19 protein-coding genes are annotated in these 21,941 nt (G+C 74.4%); 6 read left to right on the plus strand and 13 right to left on the minus strand.

The features are described 5' to 3' along the window. Positions 1-47: 47 nt before the first annotated feature. Genes ACH01S_RS04330 through ACH01S_RS04335 form a run of 3 tightly spaced genes read right to left on the minus strand, consistent with a single transcriptional unit; the run spans position 48 to position 1,695 of the window. A complete protein-coding gene (locus ACH01S_RS04330; protein WP_083980318.1) occupies positions 48-656 on the minus strand; it encodes a TetR/AcrR family transcriptional regulator in 609 nt (202 codons plus the stop codon). A 4-nt stretch (positions 657-660) separates the two neighbouring features. Continuing rightward, positions 661-831 (minus strand): fatty acid desaturase, encoded by a 171-nt coding sequence (locus ACH01S_RS46715; RefSeq protein WP_218010135.1) that lies wholly within the window; start codon positions 829-831, stop codon positions 661-663. A 60-nt stretch (positions 832-891) separates the two neighbouring features. Then, positions 892-1,695, minus strand: a complete 804-nt coding sequence (locus ACH01S_RS04335; protein ID WP_067885723.1) for an ArsR/SmtB family transcription factor — start codon at positions 1,693-1,695, stop codon at positions 892-894. A gap of 107 nt (positions 1,696-1,802) precedes the next feature. On the opposite strand from ACH01S_RS04335, the gene ACH01S_RS04340 reads away from it, so the two are divergent. Beyond that, a complete protein-coding gene (locus ACH01S_RS04340) occupies positions 1,803-2,225 on the plus strand; it encodes an SAM-dependent methyltransferase (RefSeq protein ID WP_067885598.1) in 423 nt (140 codons plus the stop codon). Positions 2,226-2,243: 18 nt separating this feature from the next. On the opposite strand, the gene ACH01S_RS04345 is transcribed toward ACH01S_RS04340, so the two are convergent. Next, positions 2,244-2,852, minus strand: a complete 609-nt coding sequence (locus ACH01S_RS04345) for a TetR/AcrR family transcriptional regulator (protein ID WP_067885600.1) — start codon at positions 2,850-2,852, stop codon at positions 2,244-2,246. 109 nt (positions 2,853-2,961) lie between these two features. Between ACH01S_RS04345 and ACH01S_RS04350 the strand changes: the two genes are divergently transcribed. From ACH01S_RS04350 to ACH01S_RS04365, 4 genes are read left to right on the plus strand one after another with little or no spacing between them, the layout of a single operon-like run. Next, complete coding sequence (locus tag ACH01S_RS04350) at positions 2,962-4,995, plus strand: acyclic terpene utilization AtuA family protein (protein WP_067885602.1); 2,034 nt, start codon at positions 2,962-2,964, stop codon at positions 4,993-4,995. Then, entirely contained in the window at positions 4,992-6,584 is a 1,593-nt protein-coding gene (locus tag ACH01S_RS04355; protein WP_067885604.1) for an acyl-CoA carboxylase subunit beta, read from the plus strand. The genes ACH01S_RS04350 and ACH01S_RS04355 overlap by 4 nt, the downstream gene beginning before the upstream one ends. Positions 6,585-6,589: 5 nt before the next feature. Next, on the plus strand, positions 6,590-8,575 hold the full coding sequence (locus ACH01S_RS04360) for an acetyl/propionyl/methylcrotonyl-CoA carboxylase subunit alpha (protein ID WP_067885606.1): 1,986 nt from the start codon (positions 6,590-6,592) through the stop codon (positions 8,573-8,575). Further along, a complete protein-coding gene (locus ACH01S_RS04365) occupies positions 8,572-9,726 on the plus strand; it encodes an acyl-CoA dehydrogenase family protein (RefSeq protein WP_067885608.1) in 1,155 nt (384 codons plus the stop codon). The genes ACH01S_RS04360 and ACH01S_RS04365 overlap by 4 nt, the downstream gene beginning before the upstream one ends. 17 nt (positions 9,727-9,743) lie before the next feature. Here ACH01S_RS04365 and ACH01S_RS04370 read toward each other — a convergent pair whose 3' ends face one another. From ACH01S_RS04370 to ACH01S_RS04390, 5 genes are all read right to left on the minus strand, one after another. Further along, the gene (locus ACH01S_RS04370; RefSeq protein WP_067885610.1) at positions 9,744-10,304 is read right to left on the minus strand and encodes a P-loop nucleotide/nucleoside kinase family protein; all 561 of its coding nucleotides are present in this window, start codon (positions 10,302-10,304) and stop codon (positions 9,744-9,746) included. Beyond that, the gene (locus ACH01S_RS04375) at positions 10,301-11,353 is read right to left on the minus strand and encodes an enolase C-terminal domain-like protein (protein ID WP_067885613.1); all 1,053 of its coding nucleotides are present in this window, start codon (positions 11,351-11,353) and stop codon (positions 10,301-10,303) included. Before ACH01S_RS04375 ends, ACH01S_RS04370 begins: the two co-directional genes overlap by 4 nt. A 104-nt stretch (positions 11,354-11,457) precedes the next feature. Beyond that, positions 11,458-12,936: an LCP family protein gene (locus ACH01S_RS04380; RefSeq protein WP_067885615.1), complete on the minus strand. Its 1,479-nt coding sequence runs from the start codon at positions 12,934-12,936 to the stop codon at positions 11,458-11,460. 108 nt (positions 12,937-13,044) lie between these two features. Further along, positions 13,045-14,307: an LCP family protein gene (locus tag ACH01S_RS04385; protein ID WP_067885617.1), complete on the minus strand. Its 1,263-nt coding sequence runs from the start codon at positions 14,305-14,307 to the stop codon at positions 13,045-13,047. Between the two features lie 110 nt (positions 14,308-14,417). Beyond that, positions 14,418-15,854, minus strand: coding sequence for a GuaB1 family IMP dehydrogenase-related protein (locus ACH01S_RS04390; RefSeq protein ID WP_067885620.1), 1,437 nt, complete (start codon positions 15,852-15,854; stop codon positions 14,418-14,420). A gap of 655 nt (positions 15,855-16,509) precedes the next feature. Here ACH01S_RS04390 and ACH01S_RS04395 point away from each other — a divergent pair. Further along, positions 16,510-17,424 (plus strand): Lrp/AsnC family transcriptional regulator, encoded by a 915-nt coding sequence (locus ACH01S_RS04395; protein WP_067885622.1) that lies wholly within the window; start codon positions 16,510-16,512, stop codon positions 17,422-17,424. 75 nt (positions 17,425-17,499) lie between these two features. Here the strand turns inward: ACH01S_RS04395 and ACH01S_RS45095 are convergent, their stop codons facing one another. The 4 genes from ACH01S_RS45095 to ACH01S_RS04415 form a co-directional block, all read right to left on the minus strand. Continuing rightward, the gene (locus ACH01S_RS45095; RefSeq protein ID WP_067885624.1) at positions 17,500-19,086 is read right to left on the minus strand and encodes a Na+/H+ antiporter; all 1,587 of its coding nucleotides are present in this window, start codon (positions 19,084-19,086) and stop codon (positions 17,500-17,502) included. A 29-nt stretch (positions 19,087-19,115) separates the two neighbouring features. Continuing rightward, positions 19,116-19,988, minus strand: a complete 873-nt coding sequence (locus tag ACH01S_RS45100) for a LysR family transcriptional regulator (protein WP_067885626.1) — start codon at positions 19,986-19,988, stop codon at positions 19,116-19,118. 83 nt (positions 19,989-20,071) lie between these two features. Next, on the minus strand, positions 20,072-21,655 hold the full coding sequence (locus ACH01S_RS04410; RefSeq protein WP_067885628.1) for an MFS transporter: 1,584 nt from the start codon (positions 21,653-21,655) through the stop codon (positions 20,072-20,074). After that, the gene (locus ACH01S_RS04415) at positions 21,655-21,918 is read right to left on the minus strand and encodes a ubiquitin carboxyl-terminal hydrolase 14 (protein ID WP_067885630.1); all 264 of its coding nucleotides are present in this window, start codon (positions 21,916-21,918) and stop codon (positions 21,655-21,657) included. Before ACH01S_RS04415 ends, ACH01S_RS04410 begins: the two co-directional genes overlap by 1 nt. Positions 21,919-21,941: the final 23 nt, after the last annotated feature.

Below are 21,941 nucleotides of genomic sequence, written 5' to 3' on the forward strand. Positions count from 1 at the left end.
TTTATTAAGGGGAGGCCCCGCCGTTATCGGCGGGGCCTTCCTCATTTCTACGGGTCTGTTCTGCGGGCGCCGGAGAAGGCGTCCCAGAGGACGGCGGCGGGTTCGGCGGTGGTGAAGAGCGACTCGATTCGGGAGCGGTCGCCGTCCAGGTGGGTGAGGGTCTGCACGCCCAGGAACGTCGCCACCGCGAGCATTCCGATATCGCGCGACGGCACCAGGCCCTCGAACGTCGTCCCCTGGACGAGGCGTCCGATGGCGGTGGCGGCGAGATCGGACCAGGAATCGACCTGGGTGAGCAGTTCCTCGCGCAGCCGCGGCGAGGACGACGACGCGGTGAACAATTCCTGGACGGCGGCGATGTGACCCTCGTCCCGCGTGTCCTCCGCGTACAGTCCGCGGAGGCGGGAGAGCAGTTGGGTGGCGTCCGTGCAGGAGCCGAGAACCTCGTCGTAGCGTGCCCGCCGCGCCTGGCTGGTGTGGCGTAGTGCCGCGACGAACAGGGCTTCGAGATCGTCGAAATGGTGGTAGACGATGTCGGGTGCGAACCCGCCGGTGCGGGCGATGGAACGCTCGGTCGTCCCGCCGTGGCCTTCGACGGCGAGCGTGGTCATGGCCGCTTCCAGGAGACGCTGCCGGGTCCCCTCGCGTGGCGCCATTCGCTCAGATCACTTCCAGGGTTTCACTCCGCCCTCGGCGAGGACCGGGTCGAGCCGCAGGGGCGAGCCGCGCGAGACGGTGGCTCGGTACCTGCGGGTACAGATGATGCTCCACGTGGTACGTCAACTCCAGGAGCAGCGCCGAGACGACGCGTCGGCGCGACGCGCGCGGCACCCCCGGTAGTGGTCGAGGCCGGGCGCGGTCGCGCCCGGCCTCGATGCGGTGGGGCGGTCCTCAGGAGTAGAGGGCCTTGCCGGTCTCCAGGAGGGTCTTCAGGTCGCTGAGCGTCTGGCTCCAGCCGCCGCCCGCGTCCCCCGCGTCCCCGGCGGTCTGCAGTGCCGTCTTCGGCGCGTCGGTGACGTCGTGGGTGACGGTCAGCCGCGACACCCCGGTGCCGTCGTCCTCGATCTCGTAGGTCAGGCGGGTGAACGGCTCGTCAAGGAACAGCGCCCGCCAGGTCTGGACGAGGCGGCGCGGCGGGTCGGCCTCGATGACCTCGCCGTCGATCAACACGTCCGGGGCGCCGTGCTCCTTCATCACGTCGCTGGCGAGGCCGCGGAAGGCGCCGCCGGGGCGCAGGTCGTACTCGACGGGCGCCTGGTAGCCGAACTTCACCGTCCACTCGGGCTTGGTGATGGCCTCCCAGATGGCCTCCGGGGTCGCCTTGATGTAGACCCGGTACACCTGGACGGTCCTGCTCTCGTCGGTCTCGGTCGTCGTCATATCGGACTCCAGTTCCCTCTTGAGGTCGGCGAGGGCCGCGGCGGGCCGCTCGGTGAACTTGCCGATCCAGCGGTCGTGGATCAGCCTGATCGGCACGGGGTTGAGGAAGTGCAGCTTCTCCCTGCCCGAGCGGCGGGAGACCACCAGCCCGGCGTCCTCCAGAACCCGCAGGTGCTTGGCGACGCCGAACCGTGTCATCTCCACCTCCGACTCCAGCTCGCCGAGCGTCCGGCCCTCGCGGGCGAACAGCAGGTCGAGCAGGAACCGGCGGGTCGGGTCCGCCAGCGCCTTGAAGGCGAGATCGTCGTCGCTCACCACTCCAAAATAGGTGACCAAAAGGTCACATGTCAAGGTGGGTCGGGGCGGACGCCGGTCGGCGGGCGCGGAGGCGGAGCGGGCGGGCGCTGGCCTATCGTCGGGTCATGCCGTCCCTGTCGCCGCGGCTCGCGGAGATCGTCGAGGCGCTGCCGCTCGCGCCCGGACTGCGCGTCCTGGAGATCGGCTGCGGGCCCGGCGCGGCCGCGCGGGCCGTGGCGGCGAGGCTCGGCGCCGGGCACATCCTCGCGATCGACCGGTCGGCGAAGGCGGTCGCGCAAGCGCGGGACGCCGGCGCGGACGAGATCGCGTCAGGGCGGATGAGCGTCCGGCAGGCCGCGATCGAGGACTTCGTCCTGGAGCCGGGCGAAGCGCCGTTCGACCTCGTCTTCGCGGTGCGGGTGGGGGCGCTCGACGGCCGTCATCCGGAGGCCGGGCGCAGGGCCCTGCCCCGGATCGCCGCGGCGCTCGCGCCCGGTGGGAGGGTCTTCGTCGACGGCGGGCGTCCGCTGCGGGAACTGACCGTCTGAGGGCGGACGCGGGGACGGTCAGCGGGCGAGGACCGTGTCGAGGGTCGCGGCCCACTGGTTCAGCAGGCGGGTGCGGCGGGACGAGTCGTCGGTGAGCAGGTCGGCGAGGCCGAGGCCGCGGACCAGGTCGAGCGTCGCCTGGACCGTCTCGCGGACGCCGGGGACGCTCTCGTCGGCGCCGAGCGCCTCGACGGTGAGGCGGTGCGCCTCGCGTCCGACCCGGGCCTCCAGGGGGACGACCCGCGCGCGGAGTTGCTCGTCCGAGGCGGCGGCGACCCAGAGCTGCAGCGCGGCGCGGAACAGGGGGCTGGTGTACATCTCGCCGAGGCGGGTGACGACGTCGAGGGTGGACGGGCGGCGTCCGGCGAGCGCGTCGAGGTGCTCGCGCATCCGCGCCATCCGGACCTCGGAGCCGTACTCGACCGCCGCGGTGACTAGCTCCTCGCGCGTCCGGAAGTGGTGCTGCGCGGCGCCCCGGGACACCCCGGCGCGCTCGGCGACGACGGTCACGGTCGTCCCGGCCCAGCCGACGGAGGCGAGGCAGTCGATGGCCGCCTCCAGCAGGCGGCGGCGGGTGGCGCGGCTGCGGTCCTGCTGCGGTTCGCGGGGGAGTGCCTGGGCGGTCATGGGGTCCTCGGCTCGGTGGGCCTCCAGTCAACCAAATGATCCGGGATCGGACCGATGGAAACAATCATGCGCGATTGATTTTTTAGGACGGGGCTGGCAGGGTTCAGGCATGGGTGAGGTGCTGAGGGTCGGGAACGCCTCGGGCTTCTACGGCGACCGCTTCTCCGCCGTGCGGGAGATGCTGGAGGGCGGGCCGCTGGACGTCCTGACCGGCGACTATCTCGCCGAGCTCACGATGCTGATCCTCGGGCGCGGGAAGCTGAAGGACCCGTCCGCCGGGTACGCGACGACGTTCCTGCGCCAGATGGAGGAGTGCCTCGGCCTCGCCGTGGAGCGCGGCACGGCGATCGTCGCCAACGCGGGCGGGCTCAACCCGCGCGGGCTCGCGGACCGGCTGCGCGAGTTGGCGGGGCGGCTCGGCCTGGACGTGCGGATCGCCCACGTCGAGGGTGATGATCTGGTCGAACGCGTCGACGGACTGGGCCTCGGCGGTTCGCGGTATGGGCGTCCGCTCACCGCCAACGCCTACCTCGGCGCGTGGGGGATCGCCGAGTGCCTGCGGGCGGGCGCGGACGTGGTGGTGACCGGCCGCGTCACCGACGCGTCGCTGGTCGTCGGACCGGCCGCCGCGCGGTTCGGCTGGGCCCGGGACGACTGGGACGCGCTGGCCGGGGCGACCGTCGCCGGACACGTCCTGGAGTGCGGGGCGCAGGCGGTCGGTGGCAACTTCGCCTTCTTTGAAGAGATCTACAATGTAAAGGCGTCGGGCTTCGCGGACCTCAGGACGGGCTTCCCGATCGCCGAGATCCGTTCCGACGGCTCCAGCGTCATCACGAAGCACCCCGGGACTGGAGGTGCGGTGACCGTGGAGACCGTGACGGCCCAGTTGCTGTACGAGATCGGCGGGCCGTCCTATGCGGGGCCGGACGTCACGACTCGCTTCGACACGATCGAGCTCGCGGAGGACGGGGCCGACCGGGTGCGCGTCTCCGGTGTCCGGGGCGGTCCGCCGCCTCCGACGACGAAGGTGTGCCTGAACCATCTGGGCGGGCATCGGAACGAGATGACGTTCGTCCTCACGGGGCTTGGGATCGAGGCGAAGGCGGAGTTCGCGAAACGCCAGCTTGAGGCCGCCTTCGGTGATGATCCGCCCGCGCGTGTGGAGTGGACGCTCATCGGGTCGGTCGAGGCCGACCCGGCGACGCAGGGGGAGGCGACCGCGTTGCTGCGCTGCGCCGTCCTCGACCCGGATCCGGAGAAGGTCGGGCGGACGTTCAGCGGCGCGGCCGTGGAGCTGGCGCTCGCCGGGTATCCGGGGTTCACGATGACGTCGCCGCCGGGGAAGGGGAGCCCTTACGGGGTCTATTCGCCGGGGTTCGTCCCGAACGGGGCGGTCGAACACGTCGCGGTGACGGCGGCGGGGGAGCGCATCCCCATCCCACCCGTTCAAGAAACCGCGCCCGTGCAGTCCGCGCCTGTGGAGGCCGCGCCCGCGCAGTCCGCGCCCGTGGAGGCCGCGCCTGTGGAGTCCGCGCCCGTGGAGGCCGCGCCTGTGGAGGCCGCGCCCGTGGAGGCCGCGCCTGTGCAGTCCCCGCCCGCCCAGGGGGGCCATCCCATTTCCAGTGTCGAACGCGCAGGTCATACGGCGGAGGCGAAACCGCCCCCTGTGGAAAACCCGCGCCTCGGCCGGGCGTTCGGCCAGGCGTTCGGCCAGGCGTTCGGCCAGGCGTTCGGTCGGGCGTTCGGTCGGGCGTTCGGTCGGGCGTTCGGTCGGGCGTCCGGACACCTGGCCGCCTCCGCTTCCTCAGGGAGGACGCGGAGGCTGCCGTTGGGCAGGGTTGTCGGGGCGCGGAGCGGGGACAAGGGCGGCGACGCCAATATCGGGGTCTGGGCCCGTACCGACGCGCAATGGGAATGGCTGGAGCCGTTCCTCACCACCGGCAGGTTCAGGGAACTGCTCCCCGAGACCCGCGAGCACACCGTCCGCCGGTACGCGCTGCCCAACCTCCGCGCGGTCAACTTCGTCGTGGAGGGGCTGCTGCAGGACGGCGTCTCGGCCTCGACCCGGTTCGACCCGCAGGGCAAGGCCCTGGGGGAGTGGCTGCGATCCCGCCTCGTCGACGTCCCGGAGGCCGTCCTTTGACCCTGAAGAGCACCCTCGACACCGGTTCCGCCGAGTACCGGGAGCGCCGCCGGGCCATGCTCGAAAAGCTGGCGGCCCTGGACGCCGAGCACGCCAAGGCCCTGGACGGCGGCGGCGACAAGTACGTCACCCGGCACCGGAAACGCGGGAAACTCCTGGCCAGGGAGCGCGTCGAGCTGCTGCTCGACCCCGACTCGCCGTTCCTCGAACTGAGCCCGCTCGCCGCCTGGGGCAGCGACTTCCCGGTCGGCGCGAGCGTCGTCACCGGGATCGGCGTCGTCGAGGGCGTCGAGTGCGTGATCGTGGCGAACGACCCGACGGTGCGGGGCGGGTCCAGCAACCCGTGGACGGTGAAGAAGAGCTTCCGCGCGTCCGACATCGCGCTGGAGAACCGGCTCCCGCTGATCAACCTGGTCGAGTCGGGCGGCGCGGACCTGCCGACGCAGAAGGAGATCTTCATCCCGGGCGGGCGGATGTTCCGCGACCTGACCCGGCTGTCGGCCGCCGGGATCCCGACGATCGCGCTGGTGTTCGGCAACTCCACGGCGGGCGGCGCGTACATCCCCGGCATGTGCGACCACGTCGTCATGGTGAAGGAGCGCGCGAAGGTGTTCCTCGGCGGCCCGCCGCTGGTGAGGATGGCGACCGGGGAGGAGGCGGGCGACGAGGAGCTCGGCGGCGCGGAGATGCACGCGCGCACGTCCGGCCTCGCCGACCACATGGCCGAGGACGAGCACGACGCCCTCCGCCTCGGCCGCCGGATCGTCAAGAACCTCAACCACCGCAAGCTCGGCCCGCCGCCCGCGCCCGCCGAGGAGCCGCTGTACGACCCGGAGGAGCTGGCGGGGATCGTCCCGGAGGACCTCAAGGTCCCGTTCGACCCGCGCGAGGTGATCGCCCGCATCGCGGACGGCTCCCGCTTCGACGAGTTCAAGCCGCTCTACGGGACGAGCCTCGTCACCGGCTGGACGCGCGTCCACGGCTACCCGATCGGCGTCCTCGCGAACGCGCGCGGCGTCCTGTTCAGCCAGGAGGCGCAGAAGGCCGCCCAGTTCATCCAGCTCGCCAACCAGAGCGACACTCCGCTGCTGTTCCTGCACAACACCACCGGCTACATGGTCGGCAAGGAGTACGAGCAGGCCGGGATCATCAAGCACGGCGCGCTGATGATCAACGCGGTGGCGAACAGCACGGTGCCGCACATCTCGATCATGATGGGGGCGTCGTACGGGGCGGGCAACTACGGCATGTGCGGCCGCGCCTACGATCCCCGGTTCCTGTTCGCCTGGCCGTCGGCGAAGTCGGCGGTGATGGGGCCGCAGCAGCTCGCGGGCGTCCTGTCGATCGTCGCGCGGCAGGCCGCCGAAGCGCGCGGGCAGGTCTACGACGACGAGCAGGACCGCGCCATGCGGGAGATGGTCGAGACGCAGATCGAGGCCGAGTCCCTCCCGTTCTTCCTGTCGGGACGCCTCTACGACGACGGCGTGATCGACCCGCGCGACACGCGCACCGTCCTCGGCCTGTGCCTGTCCGCCGTCCACAACGCGCCCGTGCGCGGCGCCGCCGGCTTCGGCGTCTTCCGGATGTGAGCCACATGATCAACAGAGTCCTCGTCGCCAACCGCGGCGAGATCGCCCGCCGCGTCCTGCGGGCCTGCCGCGGCCTCGGGATCGCGACGGTCGCCGTCTGCTCCGACCCCGACGCGGACGCCCCGCACGCGCGGGAGGCGGACGTCGCCGGACGCCTCCCCGGCGCGTCCCCGGCCGAGACGTACCTGGACGGCGACCGGATCCTCGCCGTCGCGAAGAGCGCCGGGGCCGACGCCGTCCACCCCGGGTACGGGTTCCTGTCGGAGAACGCCGCGTTCGCGCGGGCCGTCGCGGACGCGGGCCTCACCTGGATCGGGCCACCGCCCGCCGCGATCGCCGCGATGGGCTCCAAGATCGAGGCGAAGAAGCTGATGGCCGCCGCGGACGTCCCGGTGCTGCCCGAGATCGACCCCGCCCGGGTCACCGCCGCGGACCTCCCGCTGCTGGTCAAGGCGTCGGCGGGCGGCGGCGGACGCGGCATGCGCGTCGTCCGCGACGCCGCCGCGCTGGAGGGCGCCGTGGCGGCGGCGCGCCGCGAGGCGCAGTCGGCGTTCGGCGACCCGGCCGTGTTCTGCGAGCCGCTGCTGGACGGCGCCCGGCACGTCGAGGTGCAGGTCCTCGCCGACGCGCACGGGACCGTCTGGACGCTCGGCGAGCGCGAGTGCTCCGTCCAGCGCCGCCACCAGAAGATCGTCGAGGAGGCGCCGTCGCCCGCGGTCGGGCCCGCGCTGCGCGCCGAGCTGTGCGCGGCGGCGGCGGACGCGGCCCGCGCCATCGGCTACACCGGCGCCGGGACGGTCGAGTTCCTCCTGTCGCGCGACGGCCGCTTCCACTTCCTGGAGGTCAACACGCGCCTCCAGGTCGAGCACCCGGTGACCGAGTGCGTGTTCGGGGTGGACCTCGTCCGCCTCCAGATCGAGATCGCCGAAGGCGCCCGGCTGCCCGCGGAGCCGCCGGAGCCGCGCGGGCACGCCATCGAGGTCCGCCTCTACGCCGAGGACCCGGCGCACGACTGGCGTCCCGCCAGCGGCGTCCTGCGCACGTTCGAGGTCCCGGACGTGGACGCCGAGTTCGCCGTCCCCGCCTCCCACGGGCTGCGGCTCGACAGCGGGGTGGAGAGCGGCTCGGAGATCGGCGTCCACTACGACCCGCTGCTCGCCAAGGTGATCGCGTGGGCGCCGACCCGCGCCGCCGCCGCGCGCAGGCTCGCCGCCGCGCTGCGCGGCGCCCGCCTGCACGGCGTGACGACGAACCGCGACCTGCTCGTCCGCGTCCTGGAGGAGCCCGGCTTCCTGGACGGCGGCACCGACACCGGCTACCTCGACCGCGTCGGCCTGGACGTCCTCGCCGCGCCGCTCGCCGACGGCGCGGCGGTCGAGCTGTCCGCCCTCGCCGCCGCGCTCGCCCGGGCGGCCGCGAACCGCGCGGAGGCGGCGGTCCTCGGCGGGCTGCCGTCGGGGTGGCGCAACGTCAGGTCGCAGCCCCAGCGCAGGATGTTCCGCACCCCCGGCGGCACGGTCGACGTCGACTACCACCTGCACCGGGGCGCGCTGGTCTCCGGCGTCTGCCCCGGCACGGAGCTGGTCTCGGCGACGCCGGAGCGGGTCGTCCTGGAGCGCGACGGCCTGCGCGAGACGTTCACGATCACCTCGGCGGGCGGCGGCGCCGAGGTGTACGTCGACTCGCGGCTCGGGCCGGTGGCGCTCACGGCCGTCCCGCGGTTCACCGACCCGAGCGCCCGGATCGCCCCCGGCACCCTCCTCGCCCCGATGCCGGGGACGGTCGTCCGCGTCGAGACCGAGCCGGGCGCGGACGTCGCCGAAGGGCAGACGCTCCTCGTCCTGGAGGCCATGAAGATGGAGCACCGCGTCGCCGCCCCCGCCGCCGGGACGGTCGCCGAACTGAACGTCGCCGCCGGTCAGCGGGTCGAGTCGGGCGCCGTGCTCGCCGTCCTCACCGGCCCGGCGGCCGCCGAAGGGAGCCCAGGATGAGCTTCGTCGAGACCGAGGAGCGGCGGGCCCTGCGCGCCGCCGTCGCCGACCTGGGCGCGAAGTACGGCGCGTCCTACTACGTCGAGAGGGCCAAGGCGGGGCGGAAGACCGACGAGCTGTGGGCCGAGGCCGGACGGCTCGGCTACCTCGGCGTCAACGTCCCCGCCGAGTACGGCGGCGGAGGCGGCGGCATCGGCGACCTCGCCGCCGTGTGCGAGGAGCTCGCCGCCGCGGGCTGCCCGCTGCTGCTCATGGTCGTGTCCCCGGCGATCTGCGCGACGATCATCGCCCGGTCCGGCACCGCGGGGCAGCGCGAGCAGTGGTTGCCCCGGTTCGCCGACGGCTCGGTGAAGATGGCGTTCGCGATCACCGAGCCGGACGCCGGGTCCAACTCGCACCGCATCACCACCACCGCGCGGCGCGACGGCGACGGCTGGGTCCTCACCGGGCAGAAGACGTTCATCTCCGGCGTGGACGAGGCGGACGCCGTCCTGGTCGTCGCCCGCAGCCACGACCAGCGGGGCAACCTGCGGCCTTCGCTGTTCATCGTCCCGACCGGCGCCGAGGGGTTCGCCTTCACGCCCATCGACATGGAGATCGTGTCGCCGGAGAAGCAGTTCGTCCTCCACCTCGACGACGTCCGGCTGCCCGCCGACGCGCTCGTCGGCGACGAGGACGGCGGCCTGCTCCAGCTGTTCGCCGGGCTGAACCCCGAGCGGATCATGGCCGCCGCCATGGGCGCCGGGATCGGCCGCCTCGCCCTCGGCAAGGCCGTCTCCTACGCGAACGACCGGCAGGTGTTCAGGACGCCGATCGGCGCGCACCAGGGCCTCGCGCACCCGCTCGCCGCCGCGAAGATCGAGCTGGAGCTGGCGCGGCTGATGGCGCAGAAGGCCGCGTGGCTGTACGACGCGGGCGACGACGAAGGCGCGGGCGAGGCCGCGAACATGGCCAAGTACGCGACCGCCGAGGCCGCGATCCACTGCGTCGACCAGGCCATCCAGACCCACGGCGGCAACGGCCTCACCACCGAGTACGGCGTCGGGATGCTCGCCGGGGTCGTCCGGCTGATGCGCATCGCGCCGGTCAGCCGCGAGATGGTCCTCAACTTCGTCGCGCAGCACACCCTCGGACTGCCCAAGTCCTACTGACCGGGCGGGCGGCCGCGTCAGGCGAGCAGGGCGTCCACCTGCGCGGACAGCGGCTCCGGCGCCGTGAGCCGGTTGTCGACCGCGGCGTGCGGGACGGGCGGCGGCTCGTCCGGCCGCATCCGCGCGGCGAACGCCTCGAACGCGGCGAGCTTGCCGGTGTCGCGGGGCGACCCGCGCCGCGCCAGCCGGCGGCGCAGCGTCGCCGCGTCCGACCGGACCCAGACGAGGCGCACCGGCAGGCCGCCGAGGGCCTCCGCCCACTCCGCCCACCGTGCCGCCGAGCGGATCTGGCCGGTGAACGGGCCGCTGAGCAGCACCGGGCAGCCGTGGCCGCGGATCTCCCGCGCCGTCGCCGCCATCCCCGCGTACTCGTGCGGCTTGACGTGCTCGTCGTACCAGGGGCCCTCGCGCTCGCCCGGGTCGCGGCCGGACGCCGCGAGCGTCGCCGCGACGAACGCCCCGTACATCGTGTCCTTGTCGAGCAGCGCCGGGACGGGACGCAGCCGCGCCAGCAGCAGCTCCGCGACCGTGGTCTTGCCGCAGCCGGGCGGGCCCGCCACCACCCACGCGGTGGTCACAGCCGCATCCGCCGGGTCGCCAGCCGCTCGATGCGGGTCTCGTCGATCTCGTGGCCGAGGCCCGGCTGGGTGAGCGGCACGCCGACGACGCCGCCGGACGAGCGGACCGGCGGCGTCACGAACACCGGGCCGCCCGCCGGGTCCGTCACGTCGCTCGGCAGCGTGCAGCCCGGCAGCGCGGCCAGCGCCACCGCCGCCGCCTGCCCGATCCCGAACGCGCCGCAGCCGCTGCACCACACGTCCCATCCGGCCGCGTAGGCGAGGTCGTGCGCGCTGCGCGCCGCCGTCAGCCCGCCGAGCCGGTCGAGCCGCAGGTGCAGGGCGCGGCCCGCGTCCAGCGACAGCGCCGCGTCGAGCGTCTCCAGGTCGCCGACGGCGGGCGCGACCGCGGTGCCGACCCGCAGTTGTAGCCGGGCGTGCGCGGCGAGGTCGCCGGGCGGGAACGGGCGCTCGATCGCCGCGAGCCCGTAGGCGTCCAGGCCCGCGAGGACGGCGAGGTGCTCCGCCGACTCGGTGTAGGCGTGGCCCGCGTCCGCGACGAGCGCGAGCGCCGGGTAGGCCTGCCGGATCGCGCGCACCGGCTCGATGTCCCAGCCGGGGCGGACGTCCAGCGTCACGCGGGTGTGGCCCGCGCCGACCGCCCGGTTCACCCGGGCCGTGACCGTGTCCAGTGCGGGCTCCGGCGAGATCCGCGCGCCCGTCACGATGGACGTGCGGGTGCCGCCGAGCGCGTGCGCGAGCGGCAGGCCCCGCGTCCGGCACCACAGGTCCCAGCAGGCGGTGTCGATCGCGGCGGCGGCCTCGCGGGCGCCGAGGTCGGCGGCGGCGGACACGTCCTCGGGACGGTCCCAGTCGAGCCCGATGAGGGCGGGCCCCATGCGCTCCTCGATGTCGGCCCACGCCGCGGCCGCGCCGTCCGGGCCGCCGGGCACCGCCATCTCGCCCCAGCCGACCGCGCCGTCCCCGGCGACCCGGACGAGGACGCTCACCGGCCTGCGCCCCCGCGGCATCGCCACGCGGAACGCGTCGCAGCCCTCGATCCGTGGCAATCCGCACCCGCCTTTCCGGAATTGGTCCCCCTCGATTGTCCCCCCTCCGGGGCAGGGTCAGGACGCGCGGCGGCCCGGCCTCCCGCCGCCCCCCGGCGGGGAGGTCACTTCGGGCAGCTCGACTCCAGCGAGACCGGCTTGTTCGGGGGCTTGGTCGGCGTCCCCCCGTCCGGGGAGCCGGACGGCGTCGCCGACGGCGAGCCGGACGGGGACCCGGGCGGCGACGTGCTCGGATGGCTGCTCACCTGGCGCGGGTCGGCGTTCACCGCGTCGGACGCCAGCTTGCGGATGAGGTGGAAGTCGGGGTTGCCCGAGTAGACCAGCGGCGGCACGAACTGCAGGCTGTTGATCTGCGCGCCGTCCTTGACCTTGTTGGACAGCTTCACGAGGGCGGGCAGCAGCTCCTGCGGGATGTCGGTGGACAGCGTCCGCTTGGCCGCGGCGGCGAGCTTGTCGAAGCTCGTGAGGACGGTCTGCGGGTCGGCCTGCTCGGCGATCGCGCGCATCAGGCACTTCTGCCGGCTCATCCGCACGTAGTCGCTGCTGCCGGTGCGGGACCGCCCGTACCAGAGGGCCTCCTTGCCGCCCAGCTTCCGGTAGCCGGGCTGGAGCACGCCGCCCTCCAGCCCGTACGGGATCGGCTCGTCGATCTTCAGCTTGACGCCGCCCATCGCGTCCACGATGTCGGCGAAGCCGAACATGTCGACCAGGATGTAGTAGTCGACGCGCAGGCCGAGGATCCCGGCGATCGTGGCCTTCAGCAGCTCGGGGCCGCGGTGGTTCTTCGCGACGCCGGGCACCACGTCCGGGTGCTCCTCGGCGTACTGGTACACCTCGTTCAGCAGGCCGGGCGTCTGCGGGCCGTCGCCGGTGAAGCCGTAGGGGAAGCGGTCGCGGGCCGGGCCCGGCGGGAGCTGGAAGTGCTCCAGGTTGCGGGGCAGGCTCAGCAGGACGGTGTCGCCGGTCTCGGTGTCGACGCTCGCGACCGTCATGCTGTCGGTGCGGACGCCGGTGCGGTCGGCGGCGGCGTCGCCGCCGAGCAGCAGGATGTTCACGCGGGACTGGCCGTTGAACGGGTCGTCGACGTCGACGTGCCGCCCGTTCTCGCTGCCCGTGCGGAAGATGCTGGTCAGCGCGTCGCGGTAGACGTAGGTGCTGTGCGCCGACCAGGCCGCCGGGACCGCGACGGCGAAGCACATCACCGCGACGGCGGCGGCGCCGAGCGTCCGGCCGCCGACCGTGAGCTGCGCGGGCCGCAGCACGAAGTAGGAGCGGACGACCACCAGGACCCACACCACGCCGACCGCCACCAGCGCGGCGGACAGCCGCTGCAGCACGTCCGGCTGGACGGCGAGGTGCAGCAGGTCGGGACGGTACACGGTGGTGGCGGCGCCGACCGCGACGATCATCAGCAGGTACAGGGCGAGCAGCACCGCCCCGGCGACCCGGCGCCCGGCGGCGAGGTGGGCGACGCCCCACACGAGGGCGGAGGCGAGCGTGAGCGCGAGCGCGCGGGCGAGCCCCCCGTTGCCGGAGGGGCCGTCGACGTCTCTGGCCCGGGCATGCCGGCTCGCGCGACCCATGTAAGCTCCGATTCCCACCCACGGTGAATTAAGCCCCGGCTCACAATATGGACGCGCGGAACCGGGCAAAGGTTGCGTAGGTGTCGGCCACCTGTGAGTCGTGGTGCCTCAGGTGCAGGCGTTGCTCAGGATATGCATTCTGGGCGTGTCGCGGGAGCCCGGGGCGGGCATCCGGAGGGTCTCCGCCGCGATCCGCCTGATCTCCGGATAGTCCGGCCGCCGGGGCGAGACGAGCGGCGCGGCGAGCCGCAACCCGCTGATCTGCGCGTCCTTGATCTTGGCGGCGAGGGCGAGGAGCGGGGGCAGCGGCCGGCGCGGAAGATCGGTGCTGACGGAGTCCCTGAGAATTCGGGCGAGCCGCTCGAAGGCGCCGAGCACGGCGCGCGGCCCCGCCTGCCGGGCGAGCGCCCGGAGGAGGCACGTCTGCCGGGCCATCCGCGCGGGCGCGCCGCCCGCCGCGCGGGCGGGCCCGATGCCGCCGACCGCGTCCACGATCTGCCGGAAGCCGGTCATGTCGAACATGGCGTAATAGGGCACTGGACGGCCGAGGATGTGGCCGACCGTCCGTTTCAGCAGCTCGGCGCCCGGGTCGCGGACGCGTCCGCCGCCCGCGAGGACCCCCGGATGCCCGGCACCGTAGCGGTAGACGGCGTCGAGCGGCCCCTCCGGCGGGAACGGGACGCGTCCCGCGCCCGACCACACCGGCACGCGCCGCAGGTCGCGGGGGAGGCCCAGCAGGACCGTGCCGCCCGTCCTCGTGTCGATGCTGGCGACGGTCATGTCCCCGGTGCGGACGCCGTGCCGGTCGGCGTCGGCGTCGGCGACCAGCAGGACGTCGAGGCGCGGCGCGCCCGCCCACGGCGCGTCCCGGCCCTCGGCGAACAGGCTCGTGACCAGGTCGCGCTGCAGGTAGCCGTCCTGGGCGAGCGTCACCGGCGGGACGATCACGAGCAGGCACAGCACCGAGACCGTCGTCCCGCCCGCGAGACGCCACAGCGGCGAGAGCCCCGCCGGGGCGAGCACCGCGTAGGAGTGGACGATCAGCGCCGCCCACAGCCCCGCGACGGCGACCGACCCGGCCGCCAGCCCGAGCAGCCAGCCCGGCCGCGCGGACAGCTCGGCGACCAGCGGGCGGCCCCGGCCGGCCGCGAGCGCGGCGCAGGTGAGCAGCAGCGCCTGCCCGCCGACCAGCGCCGAGCCGAGCCGGATGCGCCCCGCCCGCAGCTGCGCGAGACCCGGCAGCGCGGGCGCCACGGCGGCGATCAGCAGCGCCTCCGCCAGGCCGCGCGGCGTCGCGTCCGCTCCGGCGCCGCCGCGCGCCGGTCGCGGCGGCGTCCGCGCCCGGCCGCCGCCCGGCCCGCCCTCGCCCATGCCCCGCCCCTCCCCGCGCGTCCTGACCCCAGAGAGTGCAGGTCAGGGCGCTGGAAGGGGGGCGACCTGGAGCGGCGTGTCGGGTAAAGCCCGGCGCGTACGGCGCCGGTTTACCAACTGCTGGACAGCGGCATGCCCTCGGCGAACCCGGATGAGCCCTGGATCCCGACCGTGGCCCGCTCGTGGAACTCCTCCAGCGTCCGCGCGCCCGCGTAGGTGCACGAGCTGCGCAGCCCCGCGACGATCGAGTCGATCAGGTCCTCCACGCCGGGGCGGCGCGGGTCGAGGTACATCCGGGACGTGGAGATCCCCTCCTCGAACAGCGCCTTGCGGGCCCGGTCGAAGGGGGAGTCGTCGGCGGTGCGCAGCCGCACCGCCCGCGCCGACGCCATCCCGAAGCTCTCCTTGTACAGCCGCCCGTCGGCGGCGCGCTGCAGGTCGCCGGGCGACTCGTAGGTGCCCGCGAACCAGGACCCGACCATCACGTTGGCGGCCCCGGCGGCGAGCGCCAGCGCCACGTCGCGCGGGTGCCGGACGCCGCCGTCCGCCCACACGTGCCGGCCGAGCCGGCGCGCCTCGGCGGCGCACTCCAGCACGGCGGAGAACTGCGGGCGTCCGACCCCGGTCATCATCCGGGTCGTGCACATCGCGCCGGGGCCGACGCCGACCTTGACGATGTCCGCGCCCGCCGCGACCAGGTCGCGGACGCCCTCGGCGGTCACCACGTTGCCCGCCACCACCGGGACGGCCGGGTCGAGCCCGCGCACCGCCTCCAGCGCGCTGATCATCTTGTCCTGGTGGCCGTGCGCGGTGTCGACCACGATCAGGTCGGCGCCCGCCTCCAGCAGCGCCTTGGCCTTGCCCGCGACGTCGCCGTTCACCCCGACGGCCGCGGCGATGCGCAGCCGCCCGGCGCCGTCGACGGCGGGCTTGTACAGCGTGGCGCGCAGCGCGCCGGTGCGGGTCAGGATGCCCGCGAGCCGCCCGGAGGCGTCCACGACCGGGGCGAGCCGGTGGCCGCGCTCGTGCAGCCGGTCGAACGCCTCGCGCGGGTCGACGCCCGCCGGCACCGTGACGAGGTCGCGGGACATGATGTCGCGGAGCTGGGCGAACCGGTCGACGCCCTGGCAGTCGGCCTCGGTCACGACCCCGACGGGACGGTCGTCCTCGACGACGATCACGGCGTTGTGGGCGCGCTTCGGCAGCAGCGCGAGCGCGTCCCCGGCGGTGCTGGAGGGCCCCAGCCGGATCGGGGTGTCGACGACCAGGTCGCGTCCCTTGACCCAGCCGATCACCTCGGCGACGACGTCGGCCGGGATGTCCTGCGGCAGGACCGCGATCCCGCCCCGGCGGGCGACGGTCTCGGCCATCCGGCGGCCGGACACGGCCGTCATGTTCGCGACCACGAGCGGGATCGTCGTCCCGCTGCCGTCGGCGGTGGCGAGGTCGACCTCCAGGCGCGACCCGACCGACGAGCGGCGCGGGACCATGAAGACGTCGTTGTAGGTGAGGTCGTGAGCGGAACGCTCACCGTTCAGCAGGCGCACGTCTGTACTACACCAATCGCGGTCGGAGTGGCTGGGCCACCGTCCATTCTCGGCCATGCCCGGCGGTGCCGCCGCCATGCCGCCGCTATCGTTCGCCGGGGCCTACCCGCGAGGCGCCATTGTGCTTCCGTTCCTGGCCGGGGCCCCGGCGGGCGTCGTGCGCGGAAATCCTCATGGCGTGGTCGAAAACGGTGCAACGTGAGGCTTGGCTCTCTGTAAAGTTACCTCTTGACGTAACTGCGCCCTCGATGCACTTTTCTTACATGTGCCTCATGCGGACGGCGGAACCGCCGTAGGGGCGTGACAGCAGAACACCGGGAGAAGCGCATGCAGGTCACGCACTTGGGCCCGGTCAGCCGCGCTCGTCCGCGCCGCGGGCCGTCCCGGGCATGTGCCGACCGGTGGAGCCGCCGGGCACGTCCCCCGCCCGCGTCCCCCCGCGCTCCGGCGCGCGCCGTGTCCGGCAGCGTTGCGCTTCCACGCGGGTTCACGAGGCGTCCGAAACGTCGCCCCGCCGAACCCGCCGCCGACGCATCGACGGCCGCCGGGTACGGCGAACACGAGCAAGATCAATATTTGACGTCATACCGTCCTGAAATGGAATGATCTTGCAGTCGCAGGCAAACCGATTCTTTTCACGTCGAGGAGGACAGCCGTGCTGGATGCGGTCGACGCCGTGCTCGTCCGCGAGCTCCAGCGGGATGGCAGGGCGACGTTCCAGGCGCTCGCCGACCGCGTCGGGCTCTCCCGCACGGCCGTGCGGGCCCGGGTGCAGCACCTTCTCGAAACGCGGGTCGTCCGCGTCGTCGGCATCGTGCACGCCGCCGTCGTCGGCGCGGAGGCGATCGGGCACGTCTCGGTCACCGTCGAGGGCTCGGCCCGGGACGTGGCGGCGGCCGTCGCCGGCCGTCCCGCGGTCAGCTTCGCGGCGCTGACCGCCGGCCCGTACGACCTGGTCGCGCAGGTCCGCACCCGCGACGACGCCGCGCTCGCCGCGGAGGTGGACCACATCAGGTCCGTCTCCGGCGTGCGCTCGGCGGAGGTGTTCCGGTCGGTGTCCACCGTGCGCGACACGCACGCGGTGGTGCGCGAGCTCGGCGAGGTCTCCCTCGACGACATCGACTGGCGGCTCCTGCAGGAGCTGCAGCGCGACGGGCGCGCCCCCTACACCCGGCTCGCGCACATCATCGGGCTGTCGCAGGCCGCGACCCGGGCGCGGGTCGTGCGGCTGATGCGCTCGGGCGTCATCCAGGTCACCGGCCTCGCCGACCCGCTCGCCCTCGGCGCGGCCGAGCTCGGCGGGTTCGGCCTCGTGGTGACCGGCGGGCTGCGGAAGGTCGCCGAGGCGGTCGCCGCCCAGGACGGCGTCCGCTACCTGGCGACCGGCTTCGGCCGCTACGACATCGTCGGGCAGGCCGAGGCGGCGTCGCGGACCGGGCTGGTCGCGGTGCTGGACGCCATCCGCGGCGTGCCCGGCGTGACCGTCCGGGAGTCCTGGCACCACCTCGACGTGGTCAAGGAGTCCTACGCGGTCGAGCTGCCCGACCAGCCCCTCAACGGGTCGGCCTGAGCGCGCCCGCCACGGCGGCTCCCCTCCGCCCTCCGCCCCGGCCGCGGTCGACGCCGCGGCCGGGGCGCCGCGCGGCTAGTCGCGGTTGAGGGCGGCCTCCTCCAGGTCCAGCTCGTGCAGGACGCGGGTCAGCACCTCGTCGTCGATGCGGCGCTCGTCCCGCGCCCGCAGGAACACCCGCCGCTCGGCGGCCAGCATCTCGCGCCGCAGCCGCCGGTACGTCGCGGTCGGCACCTCCGCGCCCTCCGGGCCCGTCCCGCCGCCGAGCCGCTCCCACGCCTTCAGCCGGCGGTGCTCGGCGAGCCAGCGGAGCCGCTCCACGACCTCGGGGTCCAGGTCGTCCTGGTCCTCGGTGAGCTCGTCGAGGCGGTCCAGCGCGGCCCGCGCCGCCGCGTGCTGCGCGCCCGCCTCCGCGACCGAGTCGGTGTAGCGCTCGCGCTCCCCGCCGACGCCGAGCCTGCGGATCAGCGCGGGGAACGTCATGCCCTGGATCAGCAGCGTCCCGAGGACGGTCGTCAGCGTGAAGAACAGGATCAGGTCGCGGCCCGGGAACGGGAGGCCGTCCGAGGTCGTGAACGGCACGGCGAAGGCCGCCGCCAGCGACACCACGCCGCGCATCCCCGCCCACGACAGGACGGTCCGGCTCCGCCACCCGACGTGCTCCCCGCGCGGCGGCAGCCGGGGGAGCTGCGCGGCGGGGAACACCCACACGAACCGCGCCGCGACCGTCACCGCGAAGATCGCGGCGGCCCAGCCGGTCAGCTCCAGGGCGCCGTGCCCGGACACCCCGTCCAGGACGGGCCGGAGCTGCAGCCCGATCAGCAGGAAGACCACCGACTCCAGGACGAAGACCGTCACCTTCCAGAACGACTGCCCGACCAGCCGCGTCACCGCGCCCGACTCGCCCGCCCGGTGCCCGAGGTACAGGCCGCTGACGACCACCGCCATCACCCCGGACGCGTGCACGCTCTCGGCGACCAGGTAGCCCGCGAACGGCGCCGCGAGCGCGACGCCGTTCTCCATCAGCGGGTCGTCCAGCCGGGTGCGCAGCCAGTGCAGCGGCGGGCCGAGCAGCAGCCCGACGAAGACGCCGCCGGCGGCCGCGAACAGGAACTCCCCGACGCCGTCGAGGAGGGTGAAGCCCGCGCCGGTCGCCGCCGTCAGCGCGACCCGGAACGCCGTGAGCGCCGTCGCGTCGTTGAACAGGCTCTCGCCGACCAGGACGGTCGTCACCCGGCGGGGGAGCCCGAGCCGCTGCGCGACGCTCACCGCGGCGACCGCGTCCGGCGGCGCCACCACCGCGCCGAGCACGAACGCCGCCGCGAGCGGCAGCCCGGGGACGAGCCAGTGCGCCGCGAACCCCACCGCGAACGTCGTGAACAGGACGAGCCCGATCGACATCATCCCGATCGTCCAGCCGTTCTGCCGCAGGTTCGGCAGGGAGCTCTGCCAGGCCGCGAAGAACAGCAGCGGCGGCAGGAAGACGTACAGCACGAACTCGGGGTGCAGTTCGAACGCCGGGACGCCCGGCACGTACGAGACGGCCAGTCCCGCGACCACGAGGACGAGCGGCGCGGACAGGCCGGTCCGCCGCGCGCCGCCGGCCACCGCCAGCGCGAAGATCGGAACGGCCAGCAGCCAGAGCGCGTTAGTGGTCCCCACCGCCAGATGATCGCACGGCGCCGCGCCGCTCAGTGCGCGTCGCGGGCGGTCTCCTTGGCGAACGCGAGGAAGTCCCGGGCGGCGGGCGGCAGCCTGCGGTGCGGGTGCACGATCCCGATCATCCGGGTGATCGGCGGCATGAACGACCGGACGGTCACGCCCTCGGTGTCCTCGATCTGGTTGCGGTACCAGAGCAGCGAGCCCATCCCGGCGCGGACCCAGCCGAGCCACGCGCCGCGCTCGTCGGACTCCACCGCCGCGACCGGGGTCGCGCCGATCCGCCGCAGCATCGCGTCGACCTCGGCGCGGCGGGGGCTGCCGCGCGCGGGCAGGACGAGGCGCATGCCGTCCAGCGCGGCGGGCGGCACCGGCTCGCGGACCTTCAGCGCGGGCGGCGAGATCAGCACGACCTCCCGCTGCTCGAACGGGTGCGCCGTCATGTCGCCCGGCACCGGCAGGTCGGCGAGCGCCAGGTCGGCGCGGCCCGCGCGCAGCGCCGCCGCGACCCGGTCGCGGTCGGCGCAGCGGACCACCCGGACCCGGACGGCGGGCTGGTCGCGCGCGAACCGGGGGATGAGCCGCCCGGTCAGCTCCGGCTCCAGCGACGCGGTGACGGCGACGCGCAGCTCGGCGCCCCGCCCGTTGGAGCGGCCGACCGACAGGCCCTCGATCGCGTCGACGGCGTCCAGCGCGACCCGCGCCTGCCGGACCACCTGCTCGCCGACGTCGGTGAGCGCCACCCCCCGCCCCGACCGTTGGAACAGCTCGACGCCGAGTTCGCGCTCCAGCTCGCGGACGGCCCGCGAGAGCGCGGGCTGGGCCACGTAGAGAGCCTGGGCCGCCGACGTCATCGTGCCGTGGTCGGCGGTCGCCACGACGTAACGCAGCTGCCGCAGATTCATGCATCGACCGTATGACAACGAACCGATCCGGTCCTGGACATAGCCGGAAACGGACCGGGTCCGGCCGCCGTTCGCGCTGGTGATCAAGCCAGCGGGCGCGCGGCCGGGCCGTCCGGCGCCCCGTCGGCCGCTCCGCTCGCGGGGGCGGTCCGGGGCTCCGGCTGGAGCGGCGGGGCGCCGACGGCGCAGTGGCTCCGGCCCTCCGGCTCGACGGCCGCGCCGGACGGGGCGCGCAGCGCGTCGTCCCCCACCGTGAGGAAGCTGAGCACCGCCCCGGCGGCGAGCATCGCCGCGCACACCGACATCGCGATCGTGAACCCGTGCGAGAACTTCCCGGGGTCGGCGTAGGCGTCGCCGGTCAGCCCGGCGAGCGGCGGGACCGCCGCCACCGTCAGCAGCCCGGCGGCCCGCGCGACCGCGTTGTTGACGCCGCTCGCGACGCCCGCGTGCCGGACGTCGGCGGTGGCGAGCACGGTCGCGGTGAGCGGCGCGACCGTCGCGGACAGGCCGAGGCCGAACACGACGACGGCGGGCACCACGTCCCGGACGTAGGACGCGCCCTCCCCGATCCGCGCGACCAGCAGCGTCCCGACCGCCGCGACGACGAGGCCGACCGTCATCGGCAGCCGCGGGCCGATCTTCTGCGCGAGCGCGCCCGCCCGCGCGGACAGCAGCAGCATCAGCACGGTGACCGGCAGCAGCGCCGTCCCGGCGGCGATCGGCGAGAAGCCGGCGACGACCTGGAGGTTCAGGACCAGCAGGAAGAACATCACGCCCATCCCGCCGTACATGACGAACGTGACGACGTTCACGGCGGAGAACTGGCGGGAGGCGAACACGTCCAGCGGCAGCATCGGCTGCGGCGCCGCCCGCCCGCCGCGCGCCCCCGGCAGCGGACGGCCCCGTCCCCGGAGCCGCTCGACCGCGACGAACGCGACGGCCGCCGCGATCCCCGCCGCCGCGGCGGCGGCGATCACCACGGTCGCCGTCCGGTCGCCCGGCGCCTCGGTGAGCGCGTACGTCGTCCCGGCGAGGGCCAGCGCGGCGAGCGCCGCGCCGAGCACGTCGAAGCGGCCGTGGGCGTCCGGGTCGACGCTCTCCGGGACGTGCCGCGCCGCGACCAGCACCACCACGGCGGCCAGCGGCACGTTCAGCAGGAACACCCACCGCCAGCCCGCCGCCTCGACGAGCCACCCGCCCGCGAACGGCCCGACCGCCCCGGCGACGCCGCCGAACCCCGACCAGGCCCCGACCGCGCGCGGCCGGTCCTGCGCCGCGAACGACGACTGGATGATCGCCAGCGAACCGGGGGTGAGCAGCGCGCCGCCCGCGCCCTGCAGCGCCCGCGCCGCGACGAGCATCTCGATGTTCTGCGCCATCCCGCACAGCACGGACGCGACCGCGAACCACACGACGCCGACGAGGAAGATCCGGCGGCGGCCGAACCGGTCGCCGAGGGACCCGCCGAGCAGGATGAAACCGGCGAGCGTCAGCGTGTAGGCGTTGACCGTCCACTGCAGGCCCGCCATGTCGGCGTCCAGGTCGCGCGCCAGCCTCGGCAGCGCCACGTTCACGACCGTCGCGTCGAGCATCGCCACGCTCGACCCGAGCACCGTCGCCAGCAGGACCCAGCGGCCCGGCCCGGTGCCCAGCCGGACGTCCGGCATCAGACGATCAGTTCATCGACGAAGCACCAGCGCCAGTCCTCGCCCGGCTCGAACGACCGGACGATCGGGTGCCCCTCCTTCGCGAAGTGCGCGGTCGCGTGCTTCATCGGGGAGGAGTCGCAGCAGCCCACGTGCCCGCAGCCGAGGCAGAGGCGCAGGTGGACCCACCGGGTGCCCTCCGCCAGGCACTCCTCGCAGCCCTGCGGGGTGTTCGGCGACGGATCGTCCGCCGGAAGGGTCAGCACGTGCTCGCAAGTGGCCATGCCTGCATCGTGCCACGCCGCCG

The organism is Actinomadura chibensis NBRC 106107, from assembly GCF_001552135.1.
Taxonomy (GTDB): domain Bacteria; phylum Actinomycetota; class Actinomycetes; order Streptosporangiales; family Streptosporangiaceae; genus Spirillospora; species Spirillospora chibensis.

Excerpts from the sequence above, each read along its gene's own strand:
- ACH01S_RS04330 (WP_083980318.1), bottom strand. The coding sequence starts at position 656 with ATGGCGCCACGCGAGGGGACCCGGCAGCGTCTCCTGGAAGCGGCCATG.
- ACH01S_RS04340 (WP_067885598.1), top strand. The coding sequence starts at position 1,803 with ATGCCGTCCCTGTCGCCGCGGCTCGCGGAGATCGTCGAGGCGCTGCCG.
- ACH01S_RS04345 (WP_067885600.1), bottom strand. The coding sequence starts at position 2,852 with ATGACCGCCCAGGCACTCCCCCGCGAACCGCAGCAGGACCGCAGCCGC.
- ACH01S_RS04350 (WP_067885602.1), top strand. The coding sequence starts at position 2,962 with ATGGGTGAGGTGCTGAGGGTCGGGAACGCCTCGGGCTTCTACGGCGAC.
- ACH01S_RS04360 (WP_067885606.1), top strand. The coding sequence starts at position 6,590 with ATGATCAACAGAGTCCTCGTCGCCAACCGCGGCGAGATCGCCCGCCGC.
- ACH01S_RS04365 (WP_067885608.1), top strand. The coding sequence starts at position 8,572 with ATGAGCTTCGTCGAGACCGAGGAGCGGCGGGCCCTGCGCGCCGCCGTC.
- ACH01S_RS04380 (WP_067885615.1), bottom strand. The coding sequence starts at position 12,936 with ATGGGTCGCGCGAGCCGGCATGCCCGGGCCAGAGACGTCGACGGCCCC.
- ACH01S_RS04385 (WP_067885617.1), bottom strand. The coding sequence starts at position 14,307 with ATGGGCGAGGGCGGGCCGGGCGGCGGCCGGGCGCGGACGCCGCCGCGA.
- ACH01S_RS45100 (WP_067885626.1), bottom strand. The coding sequence starts at position 19,988 with ATGAATCTGCGGCAGCTGCGTTACGTCGTGGCGACCGCCGACCACGGC.
- ACH01S_RS04410 (WP_067885628.1), bottom strand. The coding sequence starts at position 21,655 with ATGCCGGACGTCCGGCTGGGCACCGGGCCGGGCCGCTGGGTCCTGCTG.
- ACH01S_RS04415 (WP_067885630.1), bottom strand. The coding sequence starts at position 21,918 with ATGGCCACTTGCGAGCACGTGCTGACCCTTCCGGCGGACGATCCGTCG.